The 17,108-nt window shown below is 59.8% G+C and carries 16 protein-coding genes and 5 tRNA genes; 4 read left to right on the top strand and 17 right to left on the bottom strand.

The window, feature by feature from the left end:
* Nucleotides 1–99: 99 nt before the first annotated feature.
* The 10 genes from DWX39_RS10005 to rpsF form a co-directional block, all read right to left on the bottom strand.
* Nucleotides 100–1,065 carry a hypothetical protein gene (locus DWX39_RS10005; protein WP_055251358.1) on the bottom strand — a complete coding sequence of 322 codons (966 nt, stop codon included), beginning with the start codon at nucleotides 1,063–1,065 and terminating at the stop codon, nucleotides 100–102.
* 19 nt (nucleotides 1,066–1,084) lie between these two features.
* Nucleotides 1,085–2,857, bottom strand: a complete 1,773-nt coding sequence (locus tag DWX39_RS10000; protein WP_117759745.1) for an ABC transporter ATP-binding protein — start codon at nucleotides 2,855–2,857, stop codon at nucleotides 1,085–1,087.
* A gap of 247 nt (nucleotides 2,858–3,104) precedes the next feature.
* Nucleotides 3,105–3,800 carry an NUDIX domain-containing protein gene (locus DWX39_RS09995; protein WP_199411495.1) on the bottom strand — a complete coding sequence of 232 codons (696 nt, stop codon included), beginning with the start codon at nucleotides 3,798–3,800 and terminating at the stop codon, nucleotides 3,105–3,107.
* Nucleotides 3,801–3,821: 21 nt separating this feature from the next.
* The gene (purD, locus tag DWX39_RS09990) at nucleotides 3,822–5,126 is read right to left on the bottom strand and encodes a phosphoribosylamine--glycine ligase (protein ID WP_117759743.1); all 1,305 of its coding nucleotides are present in this window, start codon (nucleotides 5,124–5,126) and stop codon (nucleotides 3,822–3,824) included.
* Nucleotides 5,127–5,244: 118 nt separating this feature from the next.
* Nucleotides 5,245–6,531 carry an adenylosuccinate synthase gene (locus DWX39_RS09985; protein WP_022094075.1) on the bottom strand — a complete coding sequence of 429 codons (1,287 nt, stop codon included), beginning with the start codon at nucleotides 6,529–6,531 and terminating at the stop codon, nucleotides 5,245–5,247.
* Nucleotides 6,532–6,624: 93 nt separating this feature from the next.
* A complete protein-coding gene (gene dnaB / locus DWX39_RS09980; protein ID WP_006235827.1) occupies nucleotides 6,625–8,022 on the bottom strand; it encodes a replicative DNA helicase in 1,398 nt (465 codons plus the stop codon).
* 218 nt (nucleotides 8,023–8,240) lie between these two features.
* Nucleotides 8,241–8,780, bottom strand: a complete 540-nt coding sequence (gene rplI / locus DWX39_RS09975) for a 50S ribosomal protein L9 (RefSeq protein WP_022094073.1) — start codon at nucleotides 8,778–8,780, stop codon at nucleotides 8,241–8,243.
* Nucleotides 8,781–8,795: 15 nt separating this feature from the next.
* Nucleotides 8,796–9,062, bottom strand: coding sequence for a 30S ribosomal protein S18 (rpsR, locus tag DWX39_RS09970; protein WP_006235829.1), 267 nt, complete (start codon nucleotides 9,060–9,062; stop codon nucleotides 8,796–8,798).
* 72 nt (nucleotides 9,063–9,134) lie between these two features.
* Entirely contained in the window at nucleotides 9,135–9,587 is a 453-nt protein-coding gene (locus DWX39_RS09965; RefSeq protein WP_006235830.1) for a single-stranded DNA-binding protein, read from the bottom strand.
* A 48-nt stretch (nucleotides 9,588–9,635) separates the two neighbouring features.
* Nucleotides 9,636–9,929 (bottom strand): 30S ribosomal protein S6, encoded by a 294-nt coding sequence (gene rpsF, locus DWX39_RS09960; RefSeq protein ID WP_006235831.1) that lies wholly within the window; start codon nucleotides 9,927–9,929, stop codon nucleotides 9,636–9,638.
* A gap of 505 nt (nucleotides 9,930–10,434) precedes the next feature.
* Between rpsF and DWX39_RS09955 the strand changes: the two genes are divergently transcribed.
* From DWX39_RS09955 to DWX39_RS09940, 4 genes are all read left to right on the top strand, one after another.
* Nucleotides 10,435–10,525: transfer RNA gene (locus DWX39_RS09955), tRNA-Ser, on the top strand.
* A gap of 48 nt (nucleotides 10,526–10,573) precedes the next feature.
* A tRNA-Ser gene (locus DWX39_RS09950) sits at nucleotides 10,574–10,664 on the top strand.
* A gap of 428 nt (nucleotides 10,665–11,092) precedes the next feature.
* A complete protein-coding gene (locus DWX39_RS09945) occupies nucleotides 11,093–11,782 on the top strand; it encodes a trimeric intracellular cation channel family protein (RefSeq protein WP_233508888.1) in 690 nt (229 codons plus the stop codon).
* Between the two features lie 106 nt (nucleotides 11,783–11,888).
* Nucleotides 11,889–13,034 (top strand): polymer-forming cytoskeletal protein, encoded by a 1,146-nt coding sequence (locus tag DWX39_RS09940; protein ID WP_117759741.1) that lies wholly within the window; start codon nucleotides 11,889–11,891, stop codon nucleotides 13,032–13,034.
* A 129-nt stretch (nucleotides 13,035–13,163) separates the two neighbouring features.
* Here DWX39_RS09940 and typA read toward each other — a convergent pair whose 3' ends face one another.
* The 7 genes from typA to DWX39_RS09905 form a co-directional block, all read right to left on the bottom strand.
* Nucleotides 13,164–15,002 (bottom strand): translational GTPase TypA, encoded by a 1,839-nt coding sequence (typA, locus tag DWX39_RS09935; RefSeq protein WP_117759739.1) that lies wholly within the window; start codon nucleotides 15,000–15,002, stop codon nucleotides 13,164–13,166.
* A 117-nt stretch (nucleotides 15,003–15,119) separates the two neighbouring features.
* Nucleotides 15,120–15,569: a hypothetical protein gene (locus DWX39_RS09930; protein WP_089572580.1), complete on the bottom strand. Its 450-nt coding sequence runs from the start codon at nucleotides 15,567–15,569 to the stop codon at nucleotides 15,120–15,122.
* A gap of 30 nt (nucleotides 15,570–15,599) precedes the next feature.
* Nucleotides 15,600–15,956 (bottom strand): hypothetical protein, encoded by a 357-nt coding sequence (locus DWX39_RS09925; protein WP_055251342.1) that lies wholly within the window; start codon nucleotides 15,954–15,956, stop codon nucleotides 15,600–15,602.
* Between the two features lie 30 nt (nucleotides 15,957–15,986).
* Nucleotides 15,987–16,487 (bottom strand): bifunctional nuclease family protein, encoded by a 501-nt coding sequence (locus tag DWX39_RS09920; RefSeq protein ID WP_117759737.1) that lies wholly within the window; start codon nucleotides 16,485–16,487, stop codon nucleotides 15,987–15,989.
* A 184-nt stretch (nucleotides 16,488–16,671) separates the two neighbouring features.
* A tRNA-Ile gene (locus DWX39_RS09915) sits at nucleotides 16,672–16,748 on the bottom strand.
* 4 nt (nucleotides 16,749–16,752) lie between these two features.
* A tRNA-Ala gene (locus DWX39_RS09910) sits at nucleotides 16,753–16,828 on the bottom strand.
* Nucleotides 16,829–16,895: 67 nt separating this feature from the next.
* Nucleotides 16,896–16,972, bottom strand: a tRNA-Ile gene (locus DWX39_RS09905).
* Nucleotides 16,973–17,108: the final 136 nt, after the last annotated feature.

Here is a 17,108-nt window from a genome sequence, read left to right as displayed (position 1 = left end):
ACACATGTATGTCAATCTTGGTCTAACAGAGCCTTATTTAATCCCCGTCCCAGAAAAATCATCCCGCGGGGCTTGTGGCTCACGCGGGATGATGGCGTCTTACTTTTTCTTGTCCTGTTCCAGCAGATCGGACGGTGAGCGATCGGGCTTGCCGCCGCGGAAAATCTCGCGGCCATGCAGACGATGCTCCAGGTCACGTTCGGCCTTTTCCTCGTCAATCTTGGTCTGGCTCACCACCGGGTCCTCGATCAGCGACGAAACCGAGTTCACCTGTTTTTGAATGCGCTCGGCAATGGTGTCGTCCATGCTTACGATGCGCATCTTCCAGTCGATGCTCGTGGCGTTGGATGAGCTCTTGGTCCACACAAACGTCAAAATGGCGCTCTGATGACCCCGCGCGGGGAACATGCCAAAAAAGGAATCGTGCTGAATGTTGCTATCCTCGTCGATATAGGCGTGAACGTTATACACCACGCGGTCAATCTTGTCGTTGAGCAGGGCGTTGGTCGCAAGCGCCGCGGCCTGGATCTGCCCGTTGGACAGCAGCTCGAGCTCATTGGCAGACGACGTGTCCAACACCGTCACCTCAACCGTGCCCGTACGCTCATCGGCCTCGTCGACAGAAAAATCGAGCGGGAACTGCGTAAAGCCGTTGCCCCATTCGAGTCCACCCTTGAGCGCGGTCGAGACGGTATCCACCGAAACGCTCTCGGACAGGTTGGCGGTATTCAGACGGCGCATCACGCCGTAGCCGATCTGCATGCCCACGATCAGCACCAAAATACCAATGACTACGGCCATCGCGGTCTTCGTAATGGTATGGCTCACCTGCGAGCCCGAAGGATCGTCCTCGGACAGCGGGTCGATATGTTTTGCCTGGCTCGCGCGGTCCTCGCTGCGCAGCTGCGCTAGCGCCGCTTTGTCACCGCGCTTGGCCGCAGCCTCCTTCTCACGCATGCGCTCGGTTCGCTTTTTGGCAAGCGTGGGATCCAAGACGCCGGATGCATCGATTTCGGAGAATAACTCCGTCACTTCTTCCGGAGTCAAAGGGTTCTTGTCAGCCATAAACTTCCTGTCATATCAATCAGTCGAGCTCGTGCGCACGCGCACCTTCGAACTGCATTCGATAGTAACGGGCATAGGTGCCGCCACGGGCGAGAAGCTCCTCGTGCGTGCCACGCTCCACAACGCGACCATGCTCAACGGTCGCAATCTCATCGGCATGCTTAATGGTCGAAAGGCGATGGGCGATGATAATCGTGGTGCGGCCGCGTGCCAGCTCTTCGAGTGACTCCTGCACCGCCTCCTCGCTCTCGTTATCCAAAGCACTCGTCGCCTCGTCCAAAATCAGGATCTTGGGGTTCTTGAGAAACACACGCGCAATGGCAACGCGCTGCTTTTGGCCGCCCGAAAGACGGCTGCCGCGCTCGCCCACGACCGTGTCATAGCCCTGTGGAAGCGACTCGATAAAGGCATCGATGTTGGCGCGACGGGCGGCCTCGGCGATCTCTTCTGCCGTAGCGCCCGGCTTGCCGTAGGCGATGTTCTCGCCGATTGTTCCGTCAAACAGGTAGACATCCTGCTGCACCAGGCCGATGGCGCGGCGCAGGCTCTGCTGCGTCACATCGCGCACGTCCTGGCCGTCGATGCTAATGGATCCGGCAGCCACGTCATAAAAGCGCGGCAGCAGCGAACAGGTCGTGGACTTGCCACCGCCCGAAGGACCAACCAAAGCGATGGTCTGCCCGGGCTTGATGGACAGATTCATATGGTCGATAACGGGACGCTCTTCGGCATCGCCCTCGCCCAGCTCAACGTCCTCGTAGTTAAAGCACACGTCGTGATAATCCACGGCGCCGGCGGTCACCTGCAGATCCGTGGCGCCCGGCTTGTCCTGGATATCCGGCGCGGTCGAGAGTACCTCGTCCATGCGCTTAAAGCCGGCGATGGCCTTCTGATACGTTTCGGCCGAATTGACGAGTGTCTCGAGCGGCGTGCAGAACAGCGAAATATAGAGCGCAAAGGTCGCCATATCGACCGCCTGCAGCTGTCCCTGGGCGACCAGCCAGCCGCCCAGCAGTACCACGATCACATAGAGCACACCCGAGAGCAGGCCATACGTCGCAGTATAGACGCCCATGGCGTGATACATGTTCTCCTTGGACGAAAGATAGCGATTATTGGAGGCGCGGAACTTGAAGCGTTCGGTCTCCTCATTGGCAAAGCTCTTGACCACGCGCATGCCCGCCAGCGAATCCTGCAGCTGCGCATTGATGCCGCTGATCTTTTTGCGGCTGTCGCTAAAGACCTCGCGCATGCGCATGTTCTGCCAAAACATGATGACCGCAAACGCTGCTGTCACCACAGCCATGGCAAGCGCCAGCACCGGGGCGATGGTAAAGAGGATCACAAACGAGCCGATAATCTCGATGCCGCAGATGATGATCCACTCGGGCACGTGATGCGCCGCCTCGCAGATATCGAACAGGTCGTTGACCACGCGGCTCATCATGTCGCCCGAGCTGTTGCGGTCGAAGTACGCAAAGCTGAAGCGCTCATACTGGTCGAACAGGTCCTCGCGCATCTTGGACTCCATGCGCGCGCCCATCACGTGGCCCCAATAGCTCACAAAATAGCGGCAGGCGCAGCGGACGGCATACATCAGCACCAAGCCCACCGCAATCATGCCGAGCGCCTGCATAATGACAGCCTGACCCTGAGTAAAGAGCCCACCGGTCAAATTGCGCAGAATAATAGGAAACGCAAGGTCAATGGCAGCAAGCACCAGAGCGCAAACAGTATCGGCAACAAAAAGCCCCATCTGGGGCTCGTAATACGAGAGAAACCTTTTAAACATGCAATCCTCGAAGAGAAATAAATAGCGTGAGAAATCCGGTTGAACCGGTCAGGCTGAAAACAAAGCGTCCCAACAAGCATAACGCCGATGTTCTGGCAGCGTCAGCGAAAACGTCCCTAAGCGAGCAAGGTGCCTTGAAAGAGGAGCGACGCGTACTTCGGTACGCGAGCGACGATTGAAAGGCAGATTGCCGCTTAGGGGCGTTTGCAGCGTCGACTCGTTACGCGGTTTGGTAAAACCGCGTAACCTAGAGCTCGGCCCCGCCCAAGCGGTGCGCGATGCTATCGCAGGCCAAGGCGCCCACGACGGTCTTGGCGTCTTCGATCTTGCCGTCGAGCACGGCGTCGATCAGCTCGTGCAGCGGCACCAGGTCCACGTTGACAAACTCGTCATCATCGGGGTTGGGCGCATCAAACTCGAGCTTGGTAGCCAAGTAGATGTGGATGATCTCATCGCAAAAACCGCAGGACGTGACAATCGACGTCAAAAAGCGAATACGACCAGCCCTAAAGCCCGTCTCCTCATGCAGTTCGCGCTTGGCGCAATCGAGCGGGTCCTCGCCTGGATCGAGCTTGCCGGCGGGAATCTCGACCGTCACGCGGTCGATGGCGGTGCGGTACTGACGCACCAGTACGATCTTGCCGCTCTCGGTCAGCGCCACAACGGCCGCCGCACCCGGATGGCGAACGATATCGCGGGCGCTGCGGCGACCGTTGGGCAGCTCAACCTCAAGACGGTGGACGTCGAGGATCTTACCCTTCCAGGCGCACTCCTCCGAAAGAATCTTCTCGTGCAGCTCGACATCGTGCGGGTCGTCATCGCCCAGCACCAGCACCGGCTCGTCAGCGACCTCGCCGCCAGGCTCGCCATCGGCGTGCCCATATACGCGGCTGTCCTCCTCGACGATCTGCGCATCCACGAGCTCTTCGTTCTTCTCGTCCATCCGTCTCATTCCTCTCGGATTTTAGGCATCCCAGGCGTCGCGGCCGCGCAGCGCGCGCAGGCCGATGTCGTGACGCAGGGTCTTGCCCTCAAAATCAATCTTCTCGCAGGCCTCGTAGGCAAGGTTGCGAGCGTTCTCGAACGTGTCACCCAGAGCGGTCACGGCAAGCACGCGGCCGCCGTTGGTCACGAGCTGGCCGTCCACCACGGCAGTGCCCGCGTGGTACACGGTCACGTTCTCCATGGCCTCGGCGTCGGCGATACCGGTGATGACCTTGCCCTTCTCGTAGCTGCCGGGATAGCCCGCGCTCGTCAGGACAACGGCCACGGCCCACTCGTCACGCCAGTCGAGCTCAATCTGATCGAGCTCGCAGTTGGCGCAGGCGAGCATGACCTCAACCAGATCGTTCTTAAGGCGCGGCAGCACGACCTGCGTCTCGGGGTCGCCAAAGCGGGCATTGAACTCCAGCACCTTGGGGCCGGCAGGCGTGAGCATAAAGCCACCGTACAGGCAGCCGCGGTAATCGATACCCTCGGCAGCGAGCTCGGCCACGGTCTGCTCCATGACCTTCACCATGGTGGCGTGCTCCTCGTCAGTCACGATGGGCACCGGGCTGTAGACGCCCATGCCGCCGGTGTTGGGGCCCTTGTCGCCCTCGAGCGCGCGCTTGTGGTCCTGCGAGGTAGCCATGGGGCGCACGGTCTTGCCGTCGGTAAAGGCCAAAAGCGAGCACTCGGGACCGGTCAGCATCTCCTCGATGACCACGGTATTGCCGGCATCGCCAAAGGTGCCGCCAAAGCACTCGCGCACGGCCTCCTCGGCCTGCTCAAGTTCGGTCCCCACGATAACGCCCTTGCCCGCGGCAAGGCCGTCGGCCTTCACGACCAGCGGAGCGCCCTGCTCGCGCACGTAGGCGAGAGCCGAAGCCTCGTCGGTAAACGAACCATAGGCTGCCGTCGGAATGCCCGCACGCTCCATGAGCTGCTTGGAGAACAGCTTGGAGCCCTCCATCTGGGCGCCCTCGGCACCCGGGCCAAAGCAGGGAATACCCGCCGCGCGCACGGCGTCGGCCACGCCCGCCACGAGCGGAGCCTCGGGGCCAATTACCACGAGTCCGCATCCGTGGCTCTGCGCAAACGCCGTCACGGCCGCAGGATCGCAGTCGTCGAGAACAACGTTCTCGCCGCAGCTCGCGGTGCCGCCGTTGCCCGGCGCGATGTAGAGCTTGCCGGCGCGCGGTGATGCTGCGAGCTTAGCTGCCAAAGCATGCTCACGGCCGCCGCTGCCCAACAACAGGATGTCGATGGTTTGAGTGTCCGCCTTCAAGGGTGCCTCCTCTATGGATTAACGGCCCGCTCCACGCGAGCCCTTTGCAAGCAAATATACCCCTCGGCCGCCCGCTTGGGCTGCAAAGGGGTATATCGCAATAACCAAATAGTCCCGATTACTTCCAGAATCGGTTGATGATCTGCTCGCGACCAGCGCCAACGCCAATAAACGTCACGCGGGTGTGTGCCAGATCCTCGATAAACGCCACATAGTCCTGAGCCTCTTGCGGCAGCTCGTCAAAGCTGCGGCAACCGGTGATGTCGCACTTCCAGCCAGGGAGCTCCTCGTAGATGGGCTTGGCGTGCTCAAAGCGCACCTGATGCTCGGGCACGCTCGTGTAGCGCTCGCCATCGACGTCGTAGGCCACGCACACCTTGATGGTGTCGAAGGCCGAAAGCACGTCGAGCTTGGTCACGGCGATGTCGGTAAGGCCGTTGACGCGCGAGGCATAGTTGGCGATAGGGCCGTCAAACCAGCCGCAGCGACGACGGCGACCGGTGGTCACGCCGTACTCGTAGCCCTCCTCGGTCAGCGTGTGGCCGGCCTCGGACTCATAGGAAAGCTCGGTGGGCATGGGGCCCGAACCAACACGGGTGATATAGGCCTTCATGACGCCCAGCACGCGGTCGACGTTCTTCATGCCGACGCCAGAACCGGTAATGGCGCCGCCGGCGGTGCAGTTGGAAGACGTCACGTACGGATAGGTGCCGTGGTCGATGTCGAGCAGCGTCGCCTGGGCGCCCTCAAACAGCAGGTCCTTACCCTCATCGATCATGTTGTTGAGTAGCAGGCTCGTCTCGGTGATGTAGGGACGCAGGCGCTCGGCCATCGGCAGGTACTCGTCGCAAATCTGGTCCACGGTGTAGGTGGGCAGGTTGTAGATGAGCTCGAGCTCAGGGTTCACGCGGGCGAGAGCGGTCTCCAGCTTGTCGCGGAACAGTGCCTCGTCCAGCATGTCCTGCATGCGCAGACCGATGCGGGCCATCTTGTCCTGATAGCACGGACCGATACCGCGCTTGGTGGTACCGATGTTCTTCTTGCCGAGCTTCTGCTCAAAGGCGCCATCCAGATCGATGTGGTACGGCATGATGACATGCGCGTTGCCGCTGATCTTGAGATTCTTGGTGGTGATGCCGTCGGCCTCGAACATGTCGATCTCCTCAAGGACAACCTTGGGGTTGACGACGCAGCCGTTACCGATCACCGACACGTGGTCGGAATACATGATGCCGGAGGGCACCTGGTGCAGGCCGTACTTCTTGCCGTTGACGACGATGGTGTGACCGGCGTTGTTGCCGCCCGAGTAGCGCACGACAGCATCGAAGTCGCCGGCGACCAGGTCGCAAATCTTACCCTTGCCCTCATCGCCCCACTGGGCACCGACCAAAACGGTTGACGGCATGTTTACTCCTTACATTCATGGACTGTCTACGCGCCACGCCGGCACGCAGAAGCACAAAACATTCCTAGTATACCCGTGCAACGGGCGCCTGTCCTACTCCTCGGCATGTGCCCCATCAAGCTCATAGAACTTGGTGGATGCCGGCAGGAACATCAGGTCGACGTCGCCGATCGGGCCCGAACGGTTCTTGGCCACGACGATACGCGTAACGCCCTCGTCGGGTCGATCGTCGCGCGAGGCTTCGGCCTCGTCGGCGGAGCGGTCCAAGAACATAACGATATCGGCGTCCTGCTCGATGGAGCCCGATTCACGAAGGTCGGAAAGCTGCGGGCGCTTGCCGGTACGGGATTCGACCTGACGCGAGAGCTGCGACAGCGCAATGAGCGGGATCTTGAGCTCCTTGGCCATGATCTTCAGACCACGCGACATCTCGGAGACCTCGACGGTACGGCTCTCGGAGCGGCGTCCCGGCGGAGGACTCACCAGCTGCAGGTAGTCCAGGATGATGATGGCCTTCTCCTTGTTGTGGAGCATGCGGCGGCTCTTGGCGCGAATCTCGGTCACTGTGGTGCCGGGCGTATCGTCAATCAGAATATCGAGCTTGGACAAGGTCTGCGTGGCCTCGTTGATATTGGCCCACTGCTCGGGGCTAATGCGGCCCATGCGGAAGTCACTGATCGAGATCATGGCGTAGGCGCAGATCAGACGCTGGGCAATTTCCTTGCCCGACATCTCCAGCGAGAAGAAGCCGACGGTATAACCAGCGGCGGCAGCGTTGAGCGCCAGATTCAGGGCGAACGACGTCTTACCTACAGCAGGACGGGCGCCGATAATGATGAGCTGACCCTCGCGAAAACCCATGAGCATGCGGTCGAGCGACGGGAAACCCGTGGGCACGCCCGCAGCCTGGCCGCCGGCCTGGCACACTTCCTCGGCCTCGTTATAGGCCTCGACCATAAACTCGGTCAGCGTCTTGTAGCTCGACTTGACCTCGCGCGCCGTGACCTTGAGCAGCTTGCTCTCAGCCAGCTCCACGACCTCTTTGGTATCGGTGGGGGCGTTATATGCCAGCGCGTTGATCTCGTTGGTGGCGCCGATCAACTCACGCAGCATCGAGTCGCGGCGAACGATGGCGGCATGGTGCTGCCAGTTCACGAGCGACAGAGTCTGACCCATCAGCTCCAAAATGTACGCCTCGCCGCCCACGGCATCGAGCTTGTTGATGCTTCGCAGGTAATCGATCAGCGAGATGGAGTCGATGGGAATGCGGCTGTTGTACATATCGACCATCGCGGTATAGATGGTCTTATGAATGGGCCGGTAGAAGTCATCGGGCTGCAGCTCGACCTGGGCCTCCTCGACCACCTCGGGCGATAGCAGCATAGCGGCCAGTACATTGGCCTCTGCATCTTGGTTTTGGGGAAGACCCAACTTTGAGCCGCGGTCCTCAACCGTCAGCCCGGTCTCCCTATCGTCGTATGCCATGAGCATCCTCATTCATATCGCTTGCGAGCATCCATAGTATCAGCCACGGTCCCAAAACGCGCCACGCGCCGCCAATCATCACCGAACGAAACGGATGAACGGTCCCGTATATAGGACTTCGACGCAACGTTCACCATGACACTCACTCAACGCAAAAAACAAAAGGGCGCCCCGGTTTCCCAGAGCGCCCTTCTTAGAACAAGATTGTTGCGTTGCAGCAAATGCTACTCGGCAGCAGCCTCAGTCTCGACCTCGGCGGTCTCGGCCTCGGCGACCTCAGCGGCCTCCTCGACCTCAGCCTCGGCAGCGAGCTCCTCGGCGGTAACGCCGACGAGAACGACAACCTCGGCCTTGATCTCGCGGTACAGCGAGATGGCAACGGTGTGGGCACCGGCAACCTTGATGGGCTTACCGAGCTCGACGCGCTTGCGGTCGATGTCCATACCGAGCTGAGCCTTGATGGCGTCAGCGATCATAGCGGCGGTAACGGAGCCAAAGAGGATGCCCTCGTCGCCGACCTTGACGTCAACGGTGACCGTCTTGCCCTCGAAGGCAGCCTTGGTCTCGTTGGCGGTAGCCAGACGGACGGCCTCGCGCTTGGCGATGTTGTTGCGACGCTCGTCAAGCTGCTTGAGGTTGCCCTTGGTGGCGGCAACAGCGAGCTTCTTGGGGAACAGGAAGTTCTCAGCGTAACCCTGAGCGACCTCTACGACGTCACCCTCGCCGCCCTTGCCCTTGATCTCATCGAGAAGAATAACCTTCATGATGCGTCTCCCTTCTTAGCCGCGGTCGCGGTTGCCACGAGAGGAAACCACGGGGACGGTGTACGGCAGGAGAGCCATCTCGCGGGCGCGCTTGATGGCGTTGGCGATGTCATGCTGATGCTGCGTGCAAGCGCCAGTGACGCGACGGGGCTTGATCTTGCCACGGTCGGTCATGTACTTACGGAGAAGCTGAGTGTCCTTATAGTCGATGAACTCAGTGTTCTCCTTGCAGAACTGGCAGTACTTACGACGCGGCTGACGTGCAGAAAAATCATTAGCCATGTCAAAATACCTTTCGTTTGGCAACTTCGGCGAACCGAAGCCGCCTCTCACTCAAAAATAGGTGAACAACCCTTAGAACGGGATGTCCTCATCGTAGACGTCGACCGCGGGCGGCGTGGCCACCGGTGCGGCAGGACGTGCTGCGGGCGCGGGAGCTGCGGGGGCGTAACCGCCCTGATCGTAGCCACCCTGGCCACCACGGGAGCTCATAAACTCGATCTCATCGACGATGACCTCAAGCTTGCTCCGGCGCTGGCCGTCGCGCTCCCAAGAGCTGTAGCGCAGCTTGCCCTCGATCGCGACCTTGTTTCCCTTTGCCAGGAAACGGCTCACGGCCTCGGCGCGGGTGCCGAACATAGTGCAGTCGACAAAGTTGGGATAGTCCTCCCACTCGCCAGTCTGCGCGTTGCGGCGACGATCGTTCACGGCGACGCCAAAGGACAGAACCTGGGTTCCGCCGGCGGTGGCGCGCAGCTCGGGATCGCGGGTGAGGTTACCGGTGATGTTCACTCGATTGATGCTCATAACTCACTACTTCCTCTTGGGGCACAAGCCCAGTCCAAAACGACAGTCTTACTCCTGGTCGTCGCGACGGACGATCATGTGGCGGACCACAGCGTCGGTGATGCGCAGGACGCGATCAAGCTCGGCGATCTGGGTAGGATCTGCGTGGAAGTTGATGAGGGTGTAGTCACCATCGGTGAGGTCGTTGATCTCGTAGGCGAGCTTGCGCTTGCCCCACTCGTCAACGGAGTCGACCTTGCCAGCGCCCTCAGCGATCGTGGTATCGATACGCTTCATAACAGCGAGACGAGTCTCGGGGTCGAGCGACGGGTCAACAAAGAACAGCAGTTCATAAGCCTTCATATTGTCACCTCCTCTGGGCAAATGTGGCTTCAGGTCGTGAAGGTGCGCCTGAAGCAGGAAAAGACTTGGTAATAATATCTTTCAACCTCCTAGGCTGCAAGAATATGCAGCTACAACCTCATGACCTCCACATATGCCCATACTCACACGACGTTTCATGCGCATTCCAACCAAATGCTGACCAAAAGCTTGACGGATCTGTTGACAAGATACGGTGCCGTGGGGACAAGCTGAGCCAAGCCGCAGGTCAGCGGGCACAAGGCTGTGGTCGCAAAATGCATACCAGTGGCCCACAGCACCACCCAAAGATTTTTAAATTCATTGCCAAGTCGCTTATGAATACCCTTTTTTGAACAATTGAGTTGATCAACCACGCTGGTCGGAAGCCGTTTTTTGGCACCTCAAGCCCCACTGCAGCGCCAAGCACGGCCAAGCGTTTTAAAAAATGCCAACTTTTCTGTTTGCACTTTGCGATTCCTCGTGTATACTGACTTTCGCATTTAACGGAGAGTTGTCCGAGTGGCCGAAGGAGCACGATTGGAAATCGTGTAGGCGTCAAAAGCGTCTCCAGGGTTCAAATCCCTGACTCTCCGCCAGTTAATTCCAAAGCAGGCCTTCGAGCCTGCTTTGTTTTTACCCCACGCGGAGGGGTGGCAGAGTGGTTGAATGCGGCGGTCTCGAAAACCGTTTGGCCTGTATAAGGTCACGAGGGTTCGAATCCCTCCTCCTCCGCCATTTTGGTTGAGAAAGCTCCCGAAAACGGGGGCTTTTTTGTTTAGAGTCCCTTACAAGCAAATACGGCGGAGGAGGAGGGATTCGAACCCGCCAGGGCGCGGAGCGTAAAGAAAACGCGCCAGTGGCGCGTTTTTAGCGCAGCGCGGTCGGCGTAAGCCGACCGGATAAATTTTGAGCTCCGCTCAAAATTTGGACATCCATCCTATTCAGCCACGTCCCCCATTGCTTTCGATTTCACCTTGAATCTCAAACATGTACATCACCCTCCAAAAACGACATTTTTCGGCATCTTTGGAGGCTGATGTACATGTTTGGTACCCATGACCGTTCCCAGTCCCTACCGTTTGCCGAGCAATAGGGTCTCAATCGCCGCCAACCATGTACTATGTACGGGCATTGTTCAAACCCGAGAATCAAAGGACCTCATCTTGCCCGTCGTCGCCGCTATGACTGTTACTTCACACGCCTCGGATGCCATGGTCGCTATCCCATTTTGGCTCGAGATGTTCGCCGTCGTCGCGGCTTCAATCTCGGGCGTGTTGGTCGCGCGCGAGCACAAACTCGACCTGGTGGGTGCAGTTGCGCTCGCCGTGGTCTGTGGCTTGGGCGGCGGTCTTTTACGCGACATGACGCTGCAGGTGGGCAACGTCTACATCCTCAACCAGCCAATGGCGCTGCCGCTTTCCATTGCCACGGCAGCCATCATCTATATTTTCCCGGCAATCGTCGACAAGCCCGAAAAACTCATTCCCCTGCTCGACATCATCTCGGTCGGCATCTACGCCGCCACTGGAGCAGACAAGGCGCTGGTCTACGGCTTTGCGCCGGCGGTGTGCATCATGATGGGCTTTTTCACCGCGGTGGGCGGTGGCATGTTGCGCGACGGCTTTATGGGCGTGGTTCCGGGCATTTTCCAACGTACTAACTTTTATGCCATCGCCGCCATCGCCGGATCGACAAGCTATGTGTGTCTCGTTATGAGCGGCATCATGAGCAATGTCGCCGCGCTGGTCGTATGCGTTGTCGTGACCATGGGTCTGCGCTGGCTCTCGCTGCGCTTTGACATCAAAAGCCCCACCGAAGAGGACATCGCGCGCTTTTTGCACCGCAAAAAGTAGATTGCGCGGGCTCATCCTTCGAAATACAACCGAGAGGTTCTTTTAGAGCGCCCACGCGTTGGGTACCCTGTTAGATGCATATCGAGCATCTAACGAAGGATTCACTATGCCCCGCAATCAATTCCCGTCGACCCAGCGCTGTAAAGCGTGGGGCCGCATCACCATCCTATTCGCACTCATCGCGCTGGCGATCACCGCGCTTCCCACGGCGTCGTTCGCCGGCACGGACACCGCAGGAAACGTACTTGCGACCGACAATGACGCCAATCCGTCCGGCGTCGAAGGTGACCTGTACTGGGCAGGTCAGAGCCTCAACCTGAACGACACCTCCATCCACCGCGATATCATCGCCGCGGGCGATACCCTCTCGATCCGCGACTGCACGGTGGGTGGCGCCGTCCGCTTGGCGGCGCGTACCATCGACGTTGCCAAGACCACGGTTGATGGCAGCGTGACCGTCGCTGGCCAGCATGTCGTGCTCAATTCCGACAGCACCGCCAACTGCTTCTACGCGATAGGTGAGACGGTTGCCCTGCGAGGCTCTACCAAGTCGGCAGCGCTTGCGGGCGACACGGTGACCATCGATGGCACCGTCGATGGCGATGTCGAGGTTTGGGCCGACAAGCTCATCCTGGGCAAGAACGCCCGCATCACCGGCACCGTGAACGCTCACGTCTCCGAGGACCCCGAGCGTGCCGCGGGAGCCGAGGTCGGTGCGCTCAAGATCGACCGCACCGAGAGCGAGGATACTTCCACCGTTAACGATGTCATCGGCGGTATCGTCGCCGCGGCACTCTCGACCTGCTTTGTCGCCCTACTGCTCGAACTCGTCTTTCCGCGCGCAACCGCCAGCGCCGCCGGCATGCTCCACCAGCGCCCCATGCCCCTGTGGGTGAGCGGTCTTCTGGGCACGATTGCTATCGTCCCCGCCGTCCTACTGCTAATTATCTCTATCGCTGGTCTGTCGCTTGCCGGAGCCCTCATGTGCGGTGTTATTGGCATCGCGCTGGTGTCGAGTGCCTTTGCAGGGTGCGCGATCGCGCGCATGGTCGGACACAGCCAGAACCGCTACGCCATGGCGGCCGCCGACGGCGTGATCGCAGGTGCACTTACGGCAATCCCCCTCGTAGGCGATTTCATCAGCGGCGTAGCCTTTGTCTTCACGCTCGGCTACGTTATCCAGATCATCTGGCGCAACGCCCACCTCAAACCGCAGCAGCCGGCTAACACGCCAGAACTCCCCACCGCTTAGCAGCTAACCACCACAAAGGGGCCAGGTACCTTTGTGGTGGTGCAAGCGAACCTGTCCCCCTTGCACCAAAAAGGGCGCCGACCATCTCGGTCGGCGCCCTTTCTTGTTAGACGCTATAAAACCCAGCGCTTATTTGTTGACCTGACCGGCGCGGACGGCAGCCTTCTTGCGGTCGGTGGCGTTGAGCAGACGCTTGCGCAGGCGAATGTTCTTGGGGGTGATCTCGACCAGCTCGTCGTCGGCGATGTACTCCAGCGCCTCCTCCAGCGAGAAGGTGCGGGGCGGCACCAGCTGGACGGAGATATCGGAGGTCGAAGAGCGCTGGTTGCCCAGGTTCTTGGTACGGGCAATATTGACGACCATGTCGCCGGCCTTGCTGCGCTCGCCCACAATCATGCCCTCGTAGCACTCAGTGCCCGGCTCAACGAACAGCTGGCCGCGCTCCTGCAGCGTACCCAGAGCGTAGGCGACGGCCTTCTCGGTGGTCATGGAGATCATGGCGCCGTTCTGGCGGTTACCGATCTCGCCGGCATAGGGGCCGTACTCCAGGAAGGTGTGGTAGAACACGCCCTCGCCGTGGGTGACGTTCATGATGCGGTTCTTAAGGCCCATGATGCCGCGCGTCGGGATCTTGAACTCGAGGTGCGTCACGATGCCCGAGGTATCCATGCTCGTCATGATGCCGCCGGAGGTGCCGAAGACCTCAACGACCTTGCCCGAGTACTCGTCCGGGCACTCGACGACGGCCTGCTCGACGGGCTCCATCTTGTTGCCGTTCTCGTCCTTCTTAAACAGAACGCGGGGACGACCGACCTGGAACTCAAAGCCCTCGCGGCGCATGGACTCCATCAGAACGGACAGGTGCAGGATGCCGCGACCCGAGACCTCGACGCCGCTCTTGTCCTCGAGCTCCTCGATCTTCATGGTCACGTTGTTCTCGGCCTCGTTGAACAGGCGCTCCTTGAGCTGACGGGCACCAACGATGTCGCCGTCGCGACCGACGAGCGGGGAGGTCGAAGCCTCAAAGACGATGGACAGGGTCGGCGGGTCGATCTCGATGGGCTCGAGCTCAACGGGGCTCTCGGGATCGGTGTAGACATCGCCGATATCGGTGCGGTCGATGCCCACGACGGCAGCGATGTCGCCGGCGCCGACTTCCTGACACTCGGTGCGGCCCAGGTAGTCGAAGGTAAAGAGCTGTTTGACGGTAGCGGTGGCGCTGGAGCCATCGTTCTTGACAACCAGGATCTGATCGCCCTGGTGAATGGCGCCGGAATACACGCGACCGATGCCGATGCGGCCGACAAAGTTGGAGTGGTCGATGGTCACACACTGCATGGCCAGCGGGGCGTTCTCGTCAACCTCGGGGGCGGGCATGTCGTCGATGATCATGTCGAGCAGCGGATACATGTCCATATTGCCGTCCTCGGGGTCATGGCGGGCAAAGCCGTTGACGCCGCTGGCGTAGATAACATGCTCCATGGCAAACTCGAGCTGGTCGTCGGTGGCACCCAGATCGGCCATGAGGTCCAGGCAGTCGTTGTATGCCTTCTCGGGGTTGGCGCCCGGACGGTCGATCTTGTTGATGACGATCATGATCTTGAGGCCGGTGTCGATAGCGTGACGCAGCACGAAGCGAGTCTGGGGCATGGGGCCCTCAAAGGCGTCGACCAGCAGCAGAGCGCCGTCGGCCATGCGCAGCACGCGCTCGACCTCGCCACCAAAGTCGGCGTGGCCCGGGGTGTCGATGACGTTGATCTTGACGTCCTTGTACTCGATAGAGATGTTCTTGGCGAGAATCGTGATGCCGCGCTCGCGCTCCTGGTCGTTAGAATCCAGGACGCGGTCCTCGACCTGCTGGTTGGCACGGAAGGCGTCCGTGGCACGCAGGAGCTTGTCGACCATCGTCGTCTTGCCGTGGTCGACGTGGGCGATGATGGCGATGTTCCTCAGATTGTCTACGCGCATGTAGTTCCCCTATCTTCTATCCATATACAAACGGCACGCGTATGCGGCCCGCCCAGCGATACAACGCTCAGCGGGAATATTGAGCCTTTTACCGAAAACTCGTTTATTTTAGCGATTTTAGATGAGAGGGGTTTCCTCACCTGCAGGTTCAGGGTCGCTCCACATAAAACCATCGCCGGCGCCCATGCCCTCATACAGCACATATGCCGAAAAACCGCTCTCGAGCGTAGTCTCAAAGAAGCTCACGAGCAGAGCGTCGTGGTAGCCTCCGTCAATCTCGACGCAGCCGGTATAGCCGATGGCATAGCGGGCGATACGGCCCAGGCCCTCGTCCTTAAGACCCATCTTGTGCTCGGAGATAAAGTTGGTGGCCGCCTCGAGGCACGCCTCTTCGCCATCCTCATCGAGCGCCGCCAGATAACGGTTGGAAGCAGCGTCCTCAATTGCCACGACCACGCCAGGGTTTTCACCGGCGGCAAGGTCGTCCAAGAACGCGCCGATCAGGTCACACACCATGGCGTCGAGCTCGGCGGAGACGTTACCGGCGTCCTGCATATCCTGTGCCATCTTTAGACCTTCCCATCGAGTCTGGCGTCGTTACAGTTCTTGTGCCTCGGCAGCGATCTTGGCGGCAGCGTCGCGGGCGCGCATCATATCCATCGCGCGCTTGTCGAGTACCTTGATCTGGTTGGTCAGCATTACTGCATCGACCACACCCCAGATTACCAAGCCTGTTGAAATCGAAAACCCAAGCGCACCAACTGTACCACGAAGGCGCGAGCAGATTGCCGCGACAAGGGCGGAGACGACAACCATCTTGATAAACGAGCCGCGGCGCTCGCGAAGCGTGCGGGCCTGCGTCACATAGGCAATGCGAGCCGCCTCGGATGCCTCCGAGCGCATCTGGGCTTCACGCGCGATGGCGGCCGCTTCAGCCGATACGCGGGTACCCATCAGCGACCTCTCCGCTCGCGTGCCAGACATTTAGAAATCATCGGGGGAGAGCGTATGGACGAACTCGTCGAACTTCTCGAACTCCTGCTCGTCGTCGACTTCCTCGGCATGGGCAGAAACGGTACCCAGGCGATTCATGATGTCGTCCTCCACAAACATGGGAGCATTGCTGCGCACGGCAAGGGCAATGGCATCACTGGGACGGGCGTCGATCTTGCGCTCGTCACCATCGGCCAGTACGACAATCGTCGCGTAGAACACCGGCGGCGCGGCGCGAACGATCTCGATGCGCTCGAGCTTGGCGCCCAGGGCGTCGACGGTGTCGAGCAGCAGGTCATGGGTAATCGGGCGCTCGGCGCGGCCGCTATCGATGCCGCGGCTGATGGCAGCAGCTTCAAACGAACCAGTCTGAATGGAAAGGGAACGCAGCGGCGCGGGCGAGTCCGATTTGCTGCTGCGCTCACGAAGTACGATAAGCGATGGCACGGGACCGGCGGCCATGACGATGGTCTCTATGTCGACACGAACCATGGAACACCTCCGGTACGTAGCGGTTAACACGCGGCAGCCCGCCGCATTGAATAGCTATACTACCCAAACTTTCGCACAGCACACAAAATCAAAGTAGTTAATTTGGGGCGGGGCTTTTTTGACTACTTTCAGTAGGTAAGAAAAAAGCCCCGAGGCAACGCCCCAGGGCTCTTCACAGTTTTGATGGTGGACCTGACAAGATTCGAACTTGTGACCTCCCGGTTATCAGCCGGACGCTCTAACCAACTGAGCTACAGGTCCATCATGGTGGAGGTTAGGGGGATCGAACCCCTGACCTCAGGCTTGCAAAGCCCGCGCTCTCCCAGCTGAGCTAAACCCCCACGGAGACAGTAATAAACACCCCAGCGGCGACTCGGCTCTCGCTGGGGTGTTTATTGCGAAAGAAAGTGGTGGACCTGACAAGATTCGAACTTGTGACCTCCCGGTTATCAGCCGGACGCTCTAACCAACTGAGCTACAGGTCCATCGCGCAAGGGATATATTAGACGAGTCGTTACGCGCGCGTCAACAACTTTTTTGAAAATCTTTGAGGGGTGTCGGCCCCGGCTGCCCGGCGGCATGCGAAGTCGCCTGCTCGGACAGTCCTGCTCGCACGGAGAG

The organism is Collinsella sp. AF19-1LB, assembly GCF_003459655.1.
Taxonomy (GTDB): domain Bacteria; phylum Actinomycetota; class Coriobacteriia; order Coriobacteriales; family Coriobacteriaceae; genus Collinsella.
The sequence above is the reverse complement of the archived record's forward strand: the minus strand, read 5'-3'. Positions and strand labels throughout refer to the sequence as shown.

What these genes read in the sequence shown, in the direction of transcription:
- DWX39_RS10005 (WP_055251358.1), bottom strand. Translation starts at nt 1,065, where the DNA reads ATGGCTGACAAGAACCCTTTGACTCCGGAAGAAGTGACGGAGTTATTC.
- DWX39_RS10000 (WP_117759745.1), bottom strand. Translation starts at nt 2,857, where the DNA reads ATGTTTAAAAGGTTTCTCTCGTATTACGAGCCCCAGATGGGGCTTTTT.
- DWX39_RS09995 (WP_199411495.1), bottom strand. Translation starts at nt 3,800, where the DNA reads ATGGACGAGAAGAACGAAGAGCTCGTGGATGCGCAGATCGTCGAGGAG.
- DWX39_RS09985 (WP_022094075.1), bottom strand. Translation starts at nt 6,531, where the DNA reads ATGCCGTCAACCGTTTTGGTCGGTGCCCAGTGGGGCGATGAGGGCAAG.
- dnaB (WP_006235827.1), bottom strand. Translation starts at nt 8,022, where the DNA reads ATGCTCATGGCATACGACGATAGGGAGACCGGGCTGACGGTTGAGGAC.
- rplI (WP_022094073.1), bottom strand. Translation starts at nt 8,780, where the DNA reads ATGAAGGTTATTCTTCTCGATGAGATCAAGGGCAAGGGCGGCGAGGGT.
- rpsR (WP_006235829.1), bottom strand. Translation starts at nt 9,062, where the DNA reads ATGGCTAATGATTTTTCTGCACGTCAGCCGCGTCGTAAGTACTGCCAG.
- DWX39_RS09965 (WP_006235830.1), bottom strand. Translation starts at nt 9,587, where the DNA reads ATGAGCATCAATCGAGTGAACATCACCGGTAACCTCACCCGCGATCCC.
- rpsF (WP_006235831.1), bottom strand. Translation starts at nt 9,929, where the DNA reads ATGAAGGCTTATGAACTGCTGTTCTTTGTTGACCCGTCGCTCGACCCC.
- DWX39_RS09940 (WP_117759741.1), top strand. Translation starts at nt 11,889, where the DNA reads ATGCCCCGCAATCAATTCCCGTCGACCCAGCGCTGTAAAGCGTGGGGC.
- typA (WP_117759739.1), bottom strand. Translation starts at nt 15,002, where the DNA reads ATGCGCGTAGACAATCTGAGGAACATCGCCATCATCGCCCACGTCGAC.
- DWX39_RS09930 (WP_089572580.1), bottom strand. Translation starts at nt 15,569, where the DNA reads ATGGCACAGGATATGCAGGACGCCGGTAACGTCTCCGCCGAGCTCGAC.
- DWX39_RS09925 (WP_055251342.1), bottom strand. Translation starts at nt 15,956, where the DNA reads ATGGGTACCCGCGTATCGGCTGAAGCGGCCGCCATCGCGCGTGAAGCC.
- DWX39_RS09920 (WP_117759737.1), bottom strand. Translation starts at nt 16,487, where the DNA reads ATGGTTCGTGTCGACATAGAGACCATCGTCATGGCCGCCGGTCCCGTG.